This is a genomic window from Streptomyces roseicoloratus (assembly GCF_004117935.1).
GTDB lineage: Bacteria > Actinomycetota > Actinomycetes > Streptomycetales > Streptomycetaceae > Streptomyces > Streptomyces roseicoloratus.
The window spans coordinates 1-16,453 of the sequence record NZ_SDOY01000122.1; the positions used below are offsets into that span (position 1 = coordinate 1).

At 73.6% G+C, this 16,453-nt stretch carries 17 protein-coding genes and 1 tRNA gene; 12 read left to right on the plus strand and 6 right to left on the minus strand.

Annotated features, from left to right (window positions below; all coding sequences use genetic code 11):
• The 4 genes from ESG85_RS18040 to ESG85_RS18055 form a co-directional block, all read left to right on the plus strand.
• Positions 1–1,933, plus strand: a 1,933-nt coding sequence (locus ESG85_RS18040; protein WP_425471249.1) for a hypothetical protein, incomplete at its 5' end; no start/stop codon positions are given.
• A 118-nt stretch (positions 1,934–2,051) separates the two neighbouring features.
• On the plus strand, positions 2,052–2,579 hold the full coding sequence (locus ESG85_RS18045; RefSeq protein WP_128980467.1) for an SMI1/KNR4 family protein: 528 nt from the start codon (positions 2,052–2,054) through the stop codon (positions 2,577–2,579).
• Between the two features lie 148 nt (positions 2,580–2,727).
• Entirely contained in the window at positions 2,728–3,780 is a 1,053-nt protein-coding gene (locus ESG85_RS18050) for a PASTA domain-containing protein (RefSeq protein ID WP_128980469.1), read from the plus strand.
• A gap of 145 nt (positions 3,781–3,925) precedes the next feature.
• Positions 3,926–4,003: transfer RNA gene (locus tag ESG85_RS18055), tRNA-Trp, on the plus strand.
• Between the two features lie 77 nt (positions 4,004–4,080).
• On the opposite strand, the gene ESG85_RS18060 is transcribed toward ESG85_RS18055, so the two are convergent.
• Both ESG85_RS18060 and ESG85_RS18065 read right to left on the minus strand, forming a co-directional pair.
• A complete protein-coding gene (locus tag ESG85_RS18060; protein WP_128980471.1) occupies positions 4,081–4,899 on the minus strand; it encodes a transglutaminase family protein in 819 nt (272 codons plus the stop codon).
• 221 nt (positions 4,900–5,120) lie between these two features.
• Positions 5,121–6,122 (minus strand): GNAT family N-acetyltransferase, encoded by a 1,002-nt coding sequence (locus ESG85_RS18065; RefSeq protein ID WP_128980473.1) that lies wholly within the window; start codon positions 6,120–6,122, stop codon positions 5,121–5,123.
• 112 nt (positions 6,123–6,234) lie between these two features.
• On the opposite strand from ESG85_RS18065, the gene fdxA reads away from it, so the two are divergent.
• Positions 6,235–6,555, plus strand: a complete 321-nt coding sequence (fdxA, locus tag ESG85_RS18070; protein WP_010474859.1) for a ferredoxin — start codon at positions 6,235–6,237, stop codon at positions 6,553–6,555.
• Between the two features lie 76 nt (positions 6,556–6,631).
• Positions 6,632–7,726 (plus strand): bifunctional succinyldiaminopimelate transaminase/glutamate-prephenate aminotransferase, encoded by a 1,095-nt coding sequence (locus ESG85_RS18075; RefSeq protein ID WP_128980475.1) that lies wholly within the window; start codon positions 6,632–6,634, stop codon positions 7,724–7,726.
• A gap of 97 nt (positions 7,727–7,823) precedes the next feature.
• Here ESG85_RS18075 and ESG85_RS18080 read toward each other — a convergent pair whose 3' ends face one another.
• The gene (locus tag ESG85_RS18080) at positions 7,824–8,189 is read right to left on the minus strand and encodes an ATP-binding protein (protein ID WP_128980477.1); all 366 of its coding nucleotides are present in this window, start codon (positions 8,187–8,189) and stop codon (positions 7,824–7,826) included.
• 540 nt (positions 8,190–8,729) lie between these two features.
• The gene (locus ESG85_RS18085; protein WP_246095118.1) at positions 8,730–9,665 is read right to left on the minus strand and encodes a VldE C-terminal domain-containing protein; all 936 of its coding nucleotides are present in this window, start codon (positions 9,663–9,665) and stop codon (positions 8,730–8,732) included.
• Positions 9,666–9,703: 38 nt separating this feature from the next.
• Here ESG85_RS18085 and dapE point away from each other — a divergent pair, with 38 nt between their 5' ends.
• Together dapE and ESG85_RS18095 are read left to right on the plus strand one after the other, a co-directional pair.
• Entirely contained in the window at positions 9,704–10,798 is a 1,095-nt protein-coding gene (dapE, locus tag ESG85_RS18090; protein ID WP_128980481.1) for a succinyl-diaminopimelate desuccinylase, read from the plus strand.
• 97 nt (positions 10,799–10,895) lie between these two features.
• The gene (locus tag ESG85_RS18095; RefSeq protein ID WP_128980483.1) at positions 10,896–11,645 is read left to right on the plus strand and encodes an LOG family protein; all 750 of its coding nucleotides are present in this window, start codon (positions 10,896–10,898) and stop codon (positions 11,643–11,645) included.
• Positions 11,646–11,868: 223 nt separating this feature from the next.
• Here ESG85_RS18095 and folP read toward each other — a convergent pair whose 3' ends face one another.
• On the minus strand, positions 11,869–12,729 hold the full coding sequence (folP, locus tag ESG85_RS18100; RefSeq protein ID WP_128980485.1) for a dihydropteroate synthase: 861 nt from the start codon (positions 12,727–12,729) through the stop codon (positions 11,869–11,871).
• 112 nt (positions 12,730–12,841) lie between these two features.
• On the opposite strand from folP, the gene ESG85_RS18105 reads away from it, so the two are divergent.
• A complete protein-coding gene (locus ESG85_RS18105; RefSeq protein ID WP_128980487.1) occupies positions 12,842–13,189 on the plus strand; it encodes a hypothetical protein in 348 nt (115 codons plus the stop codon).
• Entirely contained in the window at positions 13,186–13,776 is a 591-nt protein-coding gene (locus tag ESG85_RS18110; RefSeq protein WP_128980489.1) for a DNA-3-methyladenine glycosylase I, read from the plus strand. The genes ESG85_RS18105 and ESG85_RS18110 overlap by 4 nt, the downstream gene beginning before the upstream one ends.
• Positions 13,777–13,982: 206 nt before the next feature.
• On the opposite strand, the gene chcB is transcribed toward ESG85_RS18110, so the two are convergent.
• Positions 13,983–14,786, minus strand: a complete 804-nt coding sequence (gene chcB, locus ESG85_RS18115; protein WP_128980491.1) for a 2-cyclohexenylcarbonyl CoA isomerase — start codon at positions 14,784–14,786, stop codon at positions 13,983–13,985.
• A 279-nt stretch (positions 14,787–15,065) separates the two neighbouring features.
• On the opposite strand from chcB, the gene ESG85_RS18120 reads away from it, so the two are divergent.
• Positions 15,066–15,233, plus strand: a complete 168-nt coding sequence (locus tag ESG85_RS18120; RefSeq protein WP_181019060.1) for a DUF3117 domain-containing protein — start codon at positions 15,066–15,068, stop codon at positions 15,231–15,233.
• Between the two features lie 312 nt (positions 15,234–15,545).
• The gene (locus ESG85_RS18125; protein ID WP_128980389.1) at positions 15,546–16,430 is read left to right on the plus strand and encodes an IS982 family transposase; all 885 of its coding nucleotides are present in this window, start codon (positions 15,546–15,548) and stop codon (positions 16,428–16,430) included.
• Positions 16,431–16,453: the final 23 nt, after the last annotated feature.

The window sequence follows — 16,453 nt, forward strand, 5'->3', positions numbered from 1 at the left end:
CCCGGCACCCGAGCCGGAGCCGGCGGCTCCGGTCGAGCCGGCCCCGGTGGAGGAGAAGACCAGCGACTGGTTCGCCCCGCGCAAGCCCGCCGCCCCGCAGAAGCCCGCCCCGGCGCCTGCCGCGCCCCCGGCCCTCGAGGCCCCGGGCGCCCCGGCGGCCCCGACCGCCCCGGGCGCTCCGACCCCGGGCTTCGCGGGCTCCGCGCCGGACGGCGTTCCGTCGGTGGGCAGCACGACCCAGAGCATGCCCATCGTCACTCCGCTCACCGGCGGCGGCCCGGCCCACACGCCTGCGGGCGGCAGCCCGCGCTACGACGGTCCGGGTGCCGGGCAGCACACGCCGCCTGGCGGCAGCCCGATGTACGACGGCGGCAACGCGTCGTACGAGGGCGGCAACGCGTCGTACGACGGTATGGGCGCCGGGCACACCCCGCCCGGTGGCAGCCCGGTGTACGACGGCGGCCCGGGCCACACGCCCGCCGGCGGTACGCCGCGCTACGCCGGGCCCGTGCCCGGCAACCCGCTCTACGACAGCGGCCCCGGCCACACCCCGGCCGGCGGCACGCCGCTGGTCGACGCCGCGGGACGCCCGGCGGGTCCGACCACCGGTCCCGTCACCGGCAGCAGCCCGGTCACCGGCCCCGGCCGGCCGCGCGGTGGCGCGCCGACGGCTCCGGCGGTGCCGCGCCTGTCCGACGACACGGCAGTCCTCACGCCCCAGCCGTCCGCGCCGTCCGGCGGCCCGTCCGGCGGTCCCGCGGGCAGCGGCGGCGCCGGCGACCGGGGACACATCTCGGGCTCCACGCTCACCAGCGGCATGCCGGTCGCCCCGCAGCCCGGGGCGCCGTCCGGACCGGCGTCCGGACCGGACCTGACGCCGCGCATCCCGGAGCGCGGAGACCGCCCCGGAACGGCTTCGCCGTCCTCGTCCGCCTCCTCCGCCGCGCCGAAGCCCGCTCCGGTCGCCCGCCCGGCCGCCGCGAAGAAGGGCCGCTCCAAGCTGGTCCTGGCCGGCGTCGGCGTGCTCGGCCTCGTGGGCGTCGCGTACGGCGCCGGGCTGCTCCTCAACCACTCCGACGTGCCGAAGGGCACCACGGTGCTCGGCGTCGACATCGGCGGCGGGACGAAGGAGGAGGCCGTCAGCAAGCTGGAGTCGGCCCTCGGCAAGCGCGCGGGCTCGCCGCTGCAGCTGGACATCGGCGGCAGGAAGGCGGAGCTCGCCCCGGACAAGGCGGGTCTCGCCCTGGACGCCCAGGCGACCGTGCGCGCGGCGGCGGGCAGCGACTACAACCCGGTCTCCGTGATCGCGTCGCTGTTCGGCGGGGAGCGCGTGGCGCAGCCGGTGTTCCCGGTCGACGAGGAGAAGCTGGGCGTGGCCCTGACCGACCTGGCCGGCACGTCCGGCTCGGTCACCGAGGGCACCATCCTCTTCGCGCCGAACAAGGTCACGGCGGTCGAGGGCAAGCCGGGCAAGGGCCTGGACGTCCAGCGCTCGATGATCGCGGTCAGGGACGCGTACCGCACCCAGGTCGAGACGGGCAAGCCGAACACGGTCGAGCTGCCCGTCGTGACCCGGCAGCCGACCATCACCAAGGACGAGCTGGACCGGGCCATGGAGGAGTTCGCGCAGCCCGCCATGTCCGACAAGATCACGATCAAGGCGGGCGCCAAGCAGATCGACTTCGGCCCGGCGCGCTCGCTGCCGAAGATCCTCTCCATGAAGGCGATCGACGGCCGCCTGGTCGAGGTCTACGACAAGAAGGCCATCAACGACCTGCTCGACGGCGTCTTTGACGGCATCATGATCACCAAGGCGGACGGCACCAAGCACCAGGTGAACGCCGACGACGTGGCCTTCGTGATGCGCGACGCCCTGCGCGGCAAGACGAAGGCCGAGCGCACGAAGACGATCGACCTGACGGGCGAGGGCTGACGGCCCGGTGGCCCCACCCGCGGATACGGGCGGGGCCACCGGGCCGTGAGGCACCCCGGCGCCATCGGCCGGCGGGGTCGGTTCACGGTCGAGGGGAGCCCGCGGAGAGGAGGCGGTGGTGGCTCGGTTCGAAGAGGTGCGGGCGACGTTCTGGGGCGAGGGCCCGTACGGGGTCCGGCCGCTGACCGACGCGGCCGTTCGGCACGCCGAGCGCGGCCTCGGCGTCCGCCTGCCGGCCTCGTTGCTCGACATGCTGCGGGTCCGGAACGGCGGCCCGGTGGCGGAGTCGTGGAACGCGTTTCCGACGAGCACGCCGACGTCCTGGAGCGAGGACCACGTACCGCTCGACGACATGATGGGCATCGGCGACCACGAAAGCAGGCTGTCCCTGCTGGAGTCGCCGTACCTCGTCGCGGAATGGGGTCTTCCCTCGCCTCTCGTCCTGATCTCCGGCGACGGCCACTGCTGGATCGCCCTGGACTACCGGTCGTGCGGGAAGCGCGGGGAGCCGTCCGTGACGTGGTTCGACGTGGACACCGGCACGGAGCTCCCACTGGCTCCGGACTTCCGGGCCTTCGTCGAAGGCCTGACGGCGGCCGCGTCGTTCGACCCGGACGACGCGGCCGGAAGCCGCCCGGAGTCCTGACCCCGAACCCGGTCGAACCGTCGAGGAGCCGTCACGGGCTCCGCCGGACGCGGCACATCGGCACACCGGCCGGAAGAGCGGCTTCCGCCCCTGCGTACGATGCGGGCGTCAGCCGTCGTATCCAGGGATGGGGAGGAGCCGCGCCACCATGTCCGGCCCCCGGAGCCACGCGTCCTCGCACTCCTCGCCTCCCCCTTCCTCCGCACCCGGCCCCTGGTGGCGGACGGGCGCGGCACGCGCGGGAGCCGTCGCCGCCGTCCCGCTGCTGGGCCTGGTGAACGGCCGGCTCGGCGGGGTCGCGCTGGTCGTCGCCCTGTTCCTGCTGTGGTGGCGCAACCCCTGGCTCAGGGCGGGCAAGATCGTCGCCTCGGTCGTGGCGACGGCCCTCCTGGGCGCGGTGGTGCCCGACCGGCCGGCCGGCACCCCGGCCGGCGCGGCGGCGAACGCGGAGGACGCGAAGCCGTCCTCCGCACCCCCGGGCCGCCTTCCGACCGCCTCGCGGGCGACGCCCGGGACGACGATGCCCGCGGTGCCCGACTTCACGGGCGACTCGCTGGACGTGGCCTTCCCGAAGTCGCGGAGGAAGGGCTTCACGGTCCTCTACCACGACGCCTCGGACCGGAAGCGGGAGGTGACGGCGCGTTCGCTGTGGAAGGTCTGCTTCCAGGTGACGGGCGGATCGCCCGAGGAGCCGATCGTGGACTTCGGCGTCGTACGCCGCGAGGAACCGTGCCCGGAGGCCGAGGGCGCGGCGGTGCCGTGGCGGAAGATGCCCGATGTCGTGGGACTGACCTGGCGCGCCGCCGTCCCGAAGGTGACGGCCGCGGGCGTACCCGAACGGAAGGTGCACGCGGAGGCCGCGTACCTCAACGACACGCTCCCCCGTGAGGGCGAGTACGACGACTGGCAGGTGTGCCGGCAGGACCCGGTGAGCGGCGCCCCGCTCACCGACGAGGTGTACACCGTGACCCTCGCGCTCTCGTCGCCCGACCACGGCTGCCCGGATCCGGACCGCGGCAGGGACGCGTACCTGCCGGACGGCGACGACGACGGCGACCCGGACTACCTGGACCCGTACCCCCGCGACCGCAACCGCACGAGGCTGTACCCGAACGGAATCCCGCACGGCTCGGGCGATTCGGGAGGCTCGGGCGGCTCGGGCGACGGCTGGCGCGTCTGCCGCCACACGCGCTGGTGCTGAGGGGGCGTTCGGGGGCCGCGGGGGCAGTAGCCCCGCCCGCGCCCCCGCGTCCGCCCGCCGTGACTCCGCTTCGGCCGCACGGTGCCCGGAACGGCGAAACCGGCTCGCCCGCCTCGCCGCCCGCCTCCTAAGCTGCCCACCGAGGGCGGGGTCGTAGCGCAGAGGTCGTCGCGCGCGGTCTCCAAAACCGCGAGGACGCCGGTTCGAATCCGGCCGCCCCGCCCCGTCTCTCCCGGGGCCGCACGCCGGCCCCGTCCCTCCCCGGGCCGCACGCCCGCCCCGGCGCTACCGGCGCCGGCCCTAGTTCAGGCGGGCCCGGGCCGCCCTCGCGTGGCGGCGGATCTCTTCCGCCGCCGTCGGTTCCACCGCGTCCATGATCGTCGCGTACGCCTCCATCTCCGCCGCCCCCGTGAGGAAGTCCCCGCGCCGTACCAGCAGCTCCGCTCGTTCGTAGCGGAGGCGGGCCGGGTGCGAGGGGAGGAGGAGGGAGAGTTCCACGGCCCAGAGCGCGACGTCCGAGCGTTCGGGGCGGGTCGAGGCCCAGGCGCGGATGTTGTTGAGGATGCGCAGCACGATCGCCGCCGGCGTGGCCGGACGCAGCATCGACGGGTCCAGCGCCTCGCCCGTCGCGCCGGCGACCAGCAGTTCCGCGTCCGTGCCCGTCATCGCCCGGCCCCCGGCGAACGGGTCCGCCAGCCGCAGCTCCGCCGGGTCCCCGAAGCCGATCACGAAGTGCCCCGGCAGCCCCAGGCCGTACACCGGCGCGCCCGCCCGGCGGGCGACCTCCATCCAGACCACGGACAGGAGGATGGGCAGGCCGCGGCGGCGGCGCAGCACCTCGTGCAGCAGCGAGGACTCCAGTCGCTGGTAGTCCGCCGGCACCCCCTGGAAGCCCGCCCGCCGCCCGAGGAGCTCGGCGAGGGCCGCGACCCACGCGTCGGCACCGTGCGTGCCGTACGGCACGAGCCCGGCGAGCCGGTCGAGTTCGATCTCGGCGGCGTCGAGGTCGGCCTGGGTCACGGCCGGGTCGGCCACGGCGCAGACCAGGAGGCACAGCCGGGCCAGGTCCGGCCGTTCGGACCTGGCCTCCTCCGCGAACTCCCGCCGCCAGTCGGTCATACCACCCGCCTCACCCGCGTCACGCACCTCACCCGCATCGGCCGTCGCGCCCGCGCCACCCGCCTCGCCCAAGCCGGCCACCTCGCCCAAGCCGGCCACTTTGCCCGAGCCGGCCACTTCGCCCGAGCCGGCCGCCTCACCCGAGCCGTCCGCCCCGCCCCCGCCGTCCGAGCCGGCCGCCTCACCCGCTCCGTCCGCCCCCTCCGCCCCGCCTCCGGCGGTCACGCGTCCGTCCAGCGGTAGTGGTGGTAGTGGTGGTGCACGGTGAAGCCCATCCCGTCGTACAGCGCCCGGGCGCCGTCGTTGTCCGACTCCACCTGGAGCCAGGCCGCCGACGCGCCCTCGTCGAGCGCCCGGCGGGCGAGTGCCGTCATGACGGCCGTCGCCATGCCGCGGCGGCGGTGCTCCGGAGCGACCTCGACGGCCAGGAAGCCGGCCCAGCGGCCGTCCACCACACAGCGTCCGATCGCCGCCGGTACGCCTTCCGTGCCCGGTATCGACGCGAACCACACACTCGGTCCGTTCTCCAGGACGGCGCGCACGTGCGGGCCGGGTTCGCCGAAGCGCTGGTAGCGGCGCAGCCAGCTCTCGTCGACGGACCGGGCGAGCCGGACCCGCGCGACATCGGCGTCCGCGTCACCGAGCGGCGCCAGGGCGGCGATCCGCAGCGCGGCCGTGACCTCACGGACCCAGCCGCGTTCCTCCAGCTCCGCGGACAGCAGCTCCTGGGTGCCCTCCGCGCCCGTCGCCGTCTGGACGTACGCGGGCAGGTCCCGGGCCGCGTACCACTCCCGTACGCGCGCGAGGGCGGCGTCCAGGGGGAGGCCCGGGTCGCCGAGGGGCAGGACGGAGTTGGCACGCCGGGTGAATCCACCTGCCGCCCGCAGCGTCCACTCGCCGAGCGCCTCGCTCTCCAGCGGCTGCCAGGCGCGGGCCGCGGCCCTGGCGAGCTCGGGGAAGGTCGCGGAAGGGCCGCGGCGGCGGGCCGGAGCGGCGGGCACGACCTTGCCCGCGACGAGCGCCGGTTCCGCGATGCGGACGGCCTCTCCGGTCCTGCGTGTGATCAGCAGCACACCCGCGTCCCATGATGTGAGAACCCCGACCGCGTCGGTGAACGTCCCACCCGGGTCCCCCGCCTCCGTCACGTACCGAACAGAGACGCGTTTTCCCACGTCAGCCACGGTAATGCGGACCTCGAGCCGTCCTCCGCCGGTGAATTCCACAGCTTCTGCGCCCCTCCTGTTCGGATCGTCCCCAAGAACGGAGATACTAGGGGCGGGCATCGACGACACCGCGCTCCCGCGCAGACCAGCCCTACTGAGGAGGAACGACAGCGTGACCTACGTCATCGCGCAGCCTTGTGTCGACGTCAAGGACAAGGCGTGCATCGAGGAGTGCCCCGTCGACTGCATCTACGAGGGCCAGCGGTCCTTGTACATCCACCCGGACGAATGCGTCGACTGCGGGGCCTGTGAGCCGGTCTGCCCGGTCGAGGCGATCTTCTACGAGGACGACACCCCGGAGGAGTGGAAGGACTACTACAAGGCGAACGTCGAGTTCTTCGACGAGCTCGGTTCGCCCGGTGGCGCCTCCAAGCTCGGCCTGATCGAGCGTGACCACCCCTTCATCGCCGCCCTGCCGCCGCAGAACGGCTGATCATCCGCTCTCGGTCCCGTACGGCCCCGTGCCGTACGGGACCGATGCGTATTCCGTACCAACGAGGAGCCAATCCGTGAGCGCCGTCTCTTCGCGTCTGCCCGTCTTCCCCTGGGACAAGCTGGAGCCCTTCAAGGCGACCGCCGCCGCCCACCCGGACGGGATCGTGGACCTGTCCGTGGGCACGCCCGTCGACCCCGTTCCCGCGCTGATCCAGGACGCCCTGGTCGCGGCGGCGGACTCGCCGGGCTATCCCACGGTGTGGGGCACGAAGGAACTGCGGGACGCGCTCACGGCCTGGTGCGAGCGCCGGCTCGGCGCCACCGGGTTCGACCACGAGAACGTGCTTCCCGTGGTCGGCTCCAAGGAGCTGGTGGCGTGGCTGCCGACGCAGCTCGGCCTCGGCGCCGGGGACAAGGTGGCGTACCCGCGGCTCGCCTACCCGACCTACGAGGTCGGCGCGCGGCTGTGCGGCGCCACGCCGGTCGTCTACGACGACCCGACGGAGCTCGACCCGGCCGGCCTGAAGCTGCTGTGGCTCAACTCCCCGTCCAACCCGACCGGCCGGGTCCTCGGCAAGGACGAGCTGACCCGGATCGTGGCCTGGGCGCGCGAGCACGGCGTGCTCGTCTTCTCCGACGAGTGCTACCTGGAGCTGGGCTGGGAGGCCGACCCGGTCTCCGTGCTGCACCCGGACGTCTGCGGACGCTCGTACGAGGGCATCGTCGCCGTCCACTCGCTGTCGAAGCGCTCCAACCTGGCGGGCTACCGGGCGGCGTTCGTCGCGGGCGACGCGACCGTCCTCGGCGAGCTGCTGCAGATCCGCAAGCACGGCGGCATGATGACGGCCGCCCCGGTCCAGGCGGCCACGGTCGCGGCCCTCGGCGACGACACGCACGTGGCCGAGCAGCGGGCGCGATACGCGGCCCGCAGGGCCGCCCTGCGCGGCGCGCTGGAGGCGCACGGCTTCCGCATCGAGCACAGCGAGGCCAGCCTCTACCTGTGGGCGACGCGGGACGAGCCGTGCTGGGACACGGTGGCGTACCTGGCGGAGAAGGGCGTCCTGGTGGCGCCCGGCGACTTCTACGGCGAGGCGGGCGAGCGCTTCGTCCGCGTCGCCTTCACGGCGACGGACGAACGCGTCGAGGCGGCCGTGAAGCGCCTGGGCTGACGCCGCCCGCACGGGTCACGGCCGACCCGTACCCAAGGACGGCCGAGGGCCCGGGGAGCGGTCGCTGCTCCCCGGGCCCTCGTGCGTGCGGCGGTGGTCAGCCGCCGATCGGGAGGCCGCCGAGCAGGCCGGCGGCCGGCAGGGCGCCGGTGTTCGGCACGGCTCCGCCCAGCGCGTCGGCGGTCGGGGCCTGGGCGGTCTCGGTGGCCGCGCCCGCGGTCTGGCCGACGGTCTCGCCGGCCGGGGCGGCCTTGCCCACCACGCCGGTCGCCGTCTCGGAGGCGGAGTCGACGGTGCCGTGGGCGTCCGCGGCGTCGACGACGCTCAGACCCGAGAGGGCATCGGTGGGCGCGAGGCCGTGGTCCAGGGCGCTCGCGGAGCCGGCCGCACCGACCACGGGGGCTGCTCCGGCCGCGACGATCAGGGCGGCACGGGCGATCCGGCGGGTCAGGGGGAGGGACATGATGCTCCTTCGACGAAATGGACGACGAGGTCGATTACGCGGTGACAACCGGCCCCGGGGCGGGGGAGGTTGCGGACGCCGAAGGTAAAGACTGGGTAATGCGTCGTATTGTCGGGTGGGGAGGAAAGCGGACGAAACCGCCGGTGCGGCCCGGTCTGCGGAACCGTCACTTCCCTTGTGCCGCAAGGGACTTGCGGTGACATGTCAGTCCGCAGGAAAGCTGCCCGGAGGGATTCGCGGCGCGCCGGGCGTATGACACGTCCGAGTGGCCACCCGCACGACTGCCCACCCGCCCGAACGGCCGCGTGGGCACGACTGCGCACCCGCCCGCACGATCGCGCGGCGACGACTGTCCACCCGCCCGCACGATCGCGCGGACACGACTGCGCACCCGCCCGAACGGCCGCGTGGGCACGACTGCGCACCCGCCCGATCGATCGCGCAGCGACGACTGTCCACCCGCCCGTACGCCGGCCGGCCCGTACGCCCGCCCGGTCGCGGCTCGGACCGCCGTCAGTCAGGGCCGCGGGATGCTCCGCGCTAGCGCGCCAGCCTGATCAGGACCGTCGTGCCGTCCGTGGGCGGCGTCTTCGAGCGGGACGGTTCCCAGTCGCCCGAGGAGTCGTCCGCGGTCCAGACGCGGTCCCCGTACGCGACCTCCGCGATGCGCAGGTCGCCCGCCCGGGCCACCGCCCACTGCGCCAGCTCCCAGCCGCGCTGCTCGCGCGAGGCGCGGGAGTCCCGTATCGGCACCGCGAGCTCCACGGCCGTCGCCGCGGCCGTGTTCGCGCCGGCCGCGGCGGCGCCGCCCGTGACGGGCTTCGGCGCCGTCTCCTCGCCGAACGCGCGGACCAGCTCGTCGCGCACCCGCGCCGGGTCGCCCGGCCGGCCCTCCGCCACGTCCGCCGTGCACGTCAGCGCCGCCGGGGCCCGCCCGGTCAGCGCCGCCGACAGCAGCGTGGCGTCCGGCTCGTGCTTCGCGTACGCCTGCGGGAAACCGCTGCGCTGCACCTTCTGCGCCGCCACCGTCAGCGGCAGCCGCGAGTAGCCCGGAACCTTCTCCAGGCCCTCGTAGAACTTCCCCGACGAGTAGACCGGGTCGAGGATCTGCTCCGGCGTGCCCCAGCCCATCGACGGCCGCTGCTGGAACAGGCCGAGCGAGTCCCGGTCGCCGTGCTCGATGTTCCGCAGCGCCGACTCCTGGAGCGCCGTCGCGAGCGCGATCGTCACCGCCCGCTCCGGCAGCCCGCGCGAGGTGCCCACGGCCGCGATCGTCGCCGCGTTGGACGCCTGCTCGGGAGTGAACTCGTACCGGTTCGTCCCGGTACCGATGCTGCATCGCGGCGCGCCCTTGCTGCCGGTCACGTAGTGCACCGTCACGTACGCGACCAGGCCGAGGAGCACGGCGAACGCCGCCACGAGCCGGGCGGGACGACCGCGGCGGGCGGGACGGGGAAGGCGGCTGGGCTCGGACACGCGCTCCACCGTACTGGAGGGCGAGTTAGGGTCGACACATGGCTGACACCGCTCCTTCCGAGACCTCACTGGACCTCACGCTCGACGGTGCCGCGCTCACCGCCGCGCTCGTCGACATCCCCTCCGTGAGCGGAACCGAGAAGCCGCTCGCCGACGCGATCGAGCGGGCCCTGCGCGCCCTGCCGCACCTCACCGTCGACCGCCACGGCAACAACGTCGTCGCCCGCACGAACCTCGGCCGCGCCGAGCGGGTCGTCCTCGCCGGTCACATCGACACCGTCCCGATCGCGGACAACGTGCCGTCCCGGCTCGACGAGGACGGCGTGCTGTGGGGCTGCGGCACCTCCGACATGAAGTCGGGCGTCGCCGTCCAGCTGCGGATCGCCGCCACCGTGCCCGCGCCCAACCGCGACCTCACCTTCGTCTTCTACGACAACGAGGAGGTCGCCGCCCACCTCAACGGGCTCGGCAAGATCGCCGAGGCACACCCGGACTGGCTCACCGGCGACTTCGCCGTCCTCCTCGAGCCCTCCTACGGCCAGGTCGAGGGCGGCTGCCAGGGCACGCTGCGGGTCAAGCTGCGCACGACGGGCGAGCGGGCCCACTCCGCGCGCTCCTGGATGGGCTCCAACGCCATCCACGCCGCCGCCCCGATCCTCGCCCGGCTCGCCGCGTACGAGCCGCGCAAGCCGGTCATCGACGGGCTGGAGTACCACGAGGGCCTCAACGCGGTCGGCATCGAGGGCGGCGTCGCCACCAACGTCATCCCCGACGAGTGCGTGGTCACCGTCAACTACCGCTACGCCCCCGACCGCTCCCCGGAGCAGGCCGTGGCCCACGTCCGCGAGGTGTTCGCGGACTGCGGCGTCGCCGAGTTCGTGATCGACGACGAGAGCGGCGGCGCGCTGCCCGGCCTCTCCCACCCGGCCGCCGCGGCGTTCATGAAGGCGGTCGGCGGCAGCGCCCAGCCGAAGTTCGGCTGGACCGACGTCGCCCGCTTCAGCGCGCTCGGCGTCCCCGCCGTCAACTACGGCCCGGGCGACCCCCTCTACGCGCACAAGCGCGACGAGCACGTGCACGTCGAGCGGATCCACCACTGCGAGGAACGCCTCCGCGACTGGCTGTCGGAATGATTCCCGTAATTTCGCTTTTCTTCACCGGAGTGGACCTACCCTGACCGGACCGGAAGATCGCCACCGGCGATCAGTGGAACGGCGAGAGGAGCCGGCCATGGGCGTACCCGAGGAGCCGAAGCAGCTGGAGGAGCAGCGGCTGGGACCGGTGGTCAGGCGCCGTGACCAGGTCCAGCCCGGCACCACCGACCAGCGCCTGCTCGACACCGAGGGCGACTCGGAGTGGGTGCACACCGACCCGTGGCGGGTCATGCGCATCCAGTCCGAGTTCGTCGAGGGCTTCGGCGCGCTGGCCGAACTGCCGAGCGCGATCAGCGTCTTCGGCTCGGCCCGCACCAAGCCCGACTCGCCCGAGTACGAGGCGGGCGTCCGTCTCGGCCGCGCGCTGGTCGAGGCGGGCTTCGCGGTGATCACGGGCGGCGGCCCCGGCGCCATGGAGGCGGCCAACAAGGGCGCCCGCGAGGCCAGGGGCGTCTCGGTCGGCCTGGGCATCGAGCTGCCCTTCGAGCAGGGCCTCAACCCGCACGTCGACATCGGCGTCAACTTCCGCTACTTCTTCGTCCGCAAGACGATGTTCGTGAAGTACGCGCAGGGCTTCGTCGTCCTGCCCGGCGGCCTCGGCACCCTCGACGAGCTCTTCGAGGCCCTCACCCTGGTGCAGACCCGCAAGGTCACCCGCTTCCCGATCGTCCTCTTCGGCACGGAGTACTGGAAGGGCCTGGTCGACTGGCTGCGCGACTCGGTCGTCGCGGGCGGCAAGGCCTCCGAACAGGACCTGCTGCTCTTCCACGTCACGGACGACGTGGAGGAGGCGGTGGCCTTGGTCTCGAAGGAGGTCGGGCGCTAGGAGGCCCCCTGGCCGGCCCCTGGCGAGCGCCTCCGACGGGGGCGCCACCCGGCGGCCCCCCGTCCCGGCTTGGCGCCCCCGATCCCGGCTGCTGCCGGGATCGGGCCGGACCGGGTTGGCGGTCACGACAGTGGTCTCGCCTGCCCGGTCCCGCCGGCCCCGGCGGACGCGCGCCGGATCGCGCGGGACCGCCGCCGCGTCCCCGCCCGTCCGCCGCTCCCGGTCACGCCAGGCCGCGGCGGGCCACGGCGGGTGCGCGGTGGCCGGCGATCGAGGCGACCATGTCCAGGACCTGCCTGGTCTCGGCGACCTCGTGAACCCGGTAGACCCGGGCCCCGAGCCAGGCGGAGACGGCGGTCGTCGCGAGGGTCCCGAGCAGCCGCTCCTTGACCGGGCGGTCCAGCGTCTCGCCCACGAAGTCCTTGTTGGACAGCGACACGAGCACCGGCCAGCCCGTCTCCGTCATCTCGCCCAGCCGCCGGGTCGCCTCCAGACTGTGCCGGGTGTTCTTCCCGAAGTCGTGGCCCGGGTCGATCATGATCCCGTCCCGCCGCACCCCGAGCGCCGCCGCGCGCTCCGCGAGCCCGACGGTGACCCGCAGGATGTCGGCCATCACGTCCTCGTACGCGACCCGGTGCGGCCGGGTCCGCGGCTCCACGCCGCCCGCGTGCGTGCACACGAGCCCCGCGCCGTACTTCGCCGCGACCTCCGCGAGGCCGGGGTCGACCCCGCCCCACGCGTCGTTCAGCACGTCCGCGCCCGCCTCGCAGACCGCCTCGCCGACGTCCGCGCGCCAGGTGTCCACGCTGATCACCACCTCCGGGTGGCGCCGCCGCACCTCGGCCACGAAGCCGACCGTGCGCCGCGCCTCCTCCTCGGCCGTGACCTCCTCGCCGGGGCCCGCCTTGACCCCGCCGATGTCGATGATCGCCGCGCCCTCGGCCACGGCCTGCTCGACCCGGGCCAGGGCCGGCTCGTCCCGGAAGGTCGCCCCCTGGTCGTAGAAGGAGTCCGGCGTCCTGTTCACGATCGCCATGATCACCGGCTCGTGGGGCCCGAATTCTCGTCGTCCCAAGCGGAGCATCCGTTGTGTCCTCCCTCGCGGCAGCGCGCCTGCGTCGTCTGCGACCCTAACTGTCGGTGGCACATGGCACGATCGCCACGGGACGTTTCCACGGACGGGGAAAGGCGCGCAGGTGTTCTGGTTTCTGCTGATCACGATGGTCGTGGTCGTCGCGGCGGTCACGTTGGCGGTGGTCGGCGGCGGCGACAGCGAGGTGCTTCCCGAGGCGGCGCCCCAGCAGCTGGTGGATCCGCTGCCCGCCGCCCGCCCGGCCGACCAGGCCGACGTCGAGGCGCTGCGCCTGCCGGTCGCCGCGCGGGGCTACCGGATGGCGGACGTCGACGACGTCCTCGGCCGCCTCGGCGCCGAGCTCGCCGAGCGGGACGCCCGCATCGCCGGCCTGGAGGCCGCGCTGGCCTCCGCGCGGTCCGGCGGTGCCGGGCCGGAGGGCGAGGGCGAGCGCGAGGGGGACGGCTCGTGAGCGACGGCACGGCGATCACGGGGCCGGACGGCCTGCTGCGCTGCCCGTGGGGCCTGTCGACCGAGGACTACGTGGCGTACCACGACGAGGAGTGGGGCCGCCCGGTCCACGGCGACGACGCCCTGTTCGAGCGGCTGTGCCTGGAGGCCTTTCAGTCCGGCCTGTCGTGGATCACGATCCTGCGCCGCCGGGAGGGCTTCCGCAAGGCGTTCGCCGGCTTCCGGATCGCCGAGGTGGCCCGGTTCACCGAGGCCGACCGCGACCGGCTCCTCGCCGACGAGGGCATCATCCGCAACCGGGCCAAGATCGATGCCACCCTCGCGAACGCGAAGGTGCTGGTGGAGTGGGCCCCCGGCGAGCTGGACCGGCTGATCTGGTCGTACGCACCGGACCCGGCGAACCGCCCGACCCCGGCCACGATCAAGGACGTCCCGGCCGTCACGGACGAGTCCACGGCCCTGTCCAAGGCCCTCAAGAAGCGCGGCCTGCGCTTCATCGGCCCGACCACCGCCTACGCCCTGATGCAGGCCTGCGGCCTGGTCGACGACCACATCGAGGGCTGCGTGGCCCGCGACGCGGGCCGTTAGGTCTCTCCCGGGACACCCCCGGGCGCGGCCGGCCGGGCTGGCCGGGCCCACGAGCGGGGACCGGCCCACGAGCGTGACGGGCCGCGGACCCGCGCCCGCGTGGGGTGCGTACGGATGCCTGCGGGCCGGCCGGGGCTCGTTGTGGCCCCGCACCGCCCCGCGCCCACGCCCGCGCGCGCCCGTGCCCGTGTGCCGTGCCCGTACGGTCAGCGGCCCAGGTACTTCGGCTTCTCCTTCGCGATGAAGGCCTGGACGGCGATCGTGTGGTCCTCCGAGGACCCCGCCTTCGACTGGAGCTCGTCCTCCTTCTCCAGCGCCTCCGCCAGCGAGTGGTCCGCGCCGAACGCCAGGGACTCCTTGAGGGCCGCATAGGCGACGGTCGGGCCCTCGGCCAGGGTGCGGGCCAGCTTCAGGGCCTCCTCGGCGAGCGACTCGCCCGGCACGATCCTGTTCACGATGCCGAGCTCGTACGCCTCCTGCGCGCCGATGGAGCGGGGGAAGAGCAGCAGGTCGGCGGCCCGGCTCGGGCCGATCAGGCGCGGCAGCGTCCACGACATGCCCGAGTCGGCGGTGAGCGCCACACCCGCGAAGGCCGTGTTGAAGGAGGCGTGCTCCGCCACCACCCGGTAGTCCGCGGCGAGCGCGAAACCGAAGCCGGCGCCGGCGGCGACGCCGTTCACGGCCGCGACGACGGGCTTCGCCATCCCGGCGATGGCCCGCACGATCGGGTTGTAGTGGTCACGGACGGTGTTCATCGTGTTGCTGGTGCCGGACTCCTTGTCCTGCATCAGCAGCCCCACGTGCTCCTTCAGGTCCTGGCCCACGCAGAACGCGCGGTCGCCCGCCGCCGTGAGCAGCACCGCCCGTACGGCCGGGTCGGCGGCCGCCGCCTCCGCCGCGTCGCGCAGCGCGACCTTGGCGGCCACGTTCATCGCGTTCATGGCCTCGGGCCGGTTGATCGTGATGGTGGCGAGCCCGTCGCTCACGTCGTACAGCACCGTGTCGGCCATCAAGGGATCCCTTCGCGTCTTTGCGTCGCTGACCTGCACAGCATGGCGGAGATCACCCCGCCCGCACATGTGAGCTGCGTCAAAGAATCACTGCTCGGCGGCCGAGTCGTGGCGGCGAAGTATCGCAGGTGGATCGGTGAAATGTGTGGCTTTGTGAAAGCGCGTTGCGGAAGCGATGCCACCTGATGTTGGTCATCGGGTCCTCTGATGCGGGATAATGACCGGGAAGCAATCGTGTTCGATGCTTGCGATGAGCTGGTTTCAGGAAGGGGAACGAGCATGGCGGCCATGAAGCCGCGGACGGGTGACGGCCCGCTCGAGGTGACCAAGGAGGGGCGGGGCATCGTCATGCGCGTTCCGCTCGAAGGCGGCGGCCGGCTCGTCGTCGAGCTGACCCCGGACGAGGCCAAGGCGCTCGGAGACGCGCTGCAGGAAGTCGTCGGCTGACGCCTCCTTTTCCGCTTCTGCCCCGGTACGGTACCCACCGCACCGGGGCAGCGGTGTATCGGGGGCGTCTCGCGCCGACGGGTTCCGCGCCCCGGCGGCGAGCCCCTCGCACCGGCGGCTTTCGTGCCCCGAGGTTCGCTTCTGCGGGCTTCGCGTCTACGGCTTCGCTTCCAGGCTTCGCGTCTACGGCTTCGCGCCGTCCGCCCTCGGCCGGGGTGCGTCCCCGGTCGCGTCGGACCGCGGGCCCTAGATGAATGAGTCCGATGTTCGTGCTGGTCGCGACCATGACGAAGGGCGCCCGTTGGTCAGTGTGTGAAAACAAACCTGGACGCCCTTCTGGCGGCACTGTACGTGTTCATCGACGACCATGTGGCGCCTTGTCGCCGGATCGGGCGACCCCCGAAACTCACGGACGCCGAACTGCTGTGCCTGGCCGTCGCCCAGGTCCTGCTCGGCTTCCCCTCGGCCCGGCACTGGATCCGCTTCGCGCATGCCCGGCTGGGACACCTGTTCCGCTACCTGCCCCAGCAGTCCGCCTACAACAAGCGCCTCAACGCCGCAGGTCCGCTGATCAGCCAGGTGATCGAGGCACTGGCCCGGCAGGTGCCGACCTGGAACGACGACCTGCGGCTGATCGACTCCACCCCGCTGCCCTGCGCGGCCTCCCGCGAGACCGTCAAACGCTCCGAACTGGCCGGGCACTGCGGATACGGCTACTGCCGCAGCCACTCCCGCTTCTTCTGGGGCTTCCGGCTCTACCTGGTCACCACCGCCGAGGGCATGCCCGTCACCTGGTGTCTGGCCAACCCGAAGATCGGCGAGCGGGAGGTGATGGCCGCCCTGCTCGAACACGACCACCACCTCGTCCGCCAAGGGCAGGTGATCCTCGCCGACAAGGGCTTTGCCGGGAAGGAGTTCGAGACCTTCGTCAGCGAGCGCCTCGGCGCCCACCTCGTGCGGCCGGACCGCAAGGACGAACCGGTCCGGCACGGGAAGATCGCCCGGGTCCGACAGTGGATCGAGGCCGTCATCGACACCCTCAAAGGCCAGCTCAGCCTCGAACACCACGGCGGCAGAACCCCGGCCGGTGTCTTCGCCCGCACCGGACAACGACTCCTCGCCCTGGCCGCCGGCATCTGGCACAACTGGACCACCGGCGCCGCAGTCAAACGCTCACTGATCGCCTACGACCACTGAAAACATCGGACTCATTCATCTAG

Bases quoted from the DNA above. Each gene is read 5' to 3' on its own strand.
- ESG85_RS18050 (WP_128980469.1), top strand. From the start codon at position 2,728: ATGTCCGGCCCCCGGAGCCACGCGTCCTCGCACTCCTCGCCTCCCCCT.
- ESG85_RS18120 (WP_181019060.1), top strand. From the start codon at position 15,066: ATGGCGGCCATGAAGCCGCGGACGGGTGACGGCCCGCTCGAGGTGACC.
- ESG85_RS18095 (WP_128980483.1), top strand. From the start codon at position 10,896: ATGGGCGTACCCGAGGAGCCGAAGCAGCTGGAGGAGCAGCGGCTGGGA.
- ESG85_RS18080 (WP_128980477.1), bottom strand. From the start codon at position 8,189: ATGTCCCTCCCCCTGACCCGCCGGATCGCCCGTGCCGCCCTGATCGTC.
- folP (WP_128980485.1), bottom strand. From the start codon at position 12,729: ATGCTCCGCTTGGGACGACGAGAATTCGGGCCCCACGAGCCGGTGATC.
- dapE (WP_128980481.1), top strand. From the start codon at position 9,704: ATGGCTGACACCGCTCCTTCCGAGACCTCACTGGACCTCACGCTCGAC.
- chcB (WP_128980491.1), bottom strand. From the start codon at position 14,786: ATGGCCGACACGGTGCTGTACGACGTGAGCGACGGGCTCGCCACCATC.
- ESG85_RS18060 (WP_128980471.1), bottom strand. From the start codon at position 4,899: ATGACCGACTGGCGGCGGGAGTTCGCGGAGGAGGCCAGGTCCGAACGG.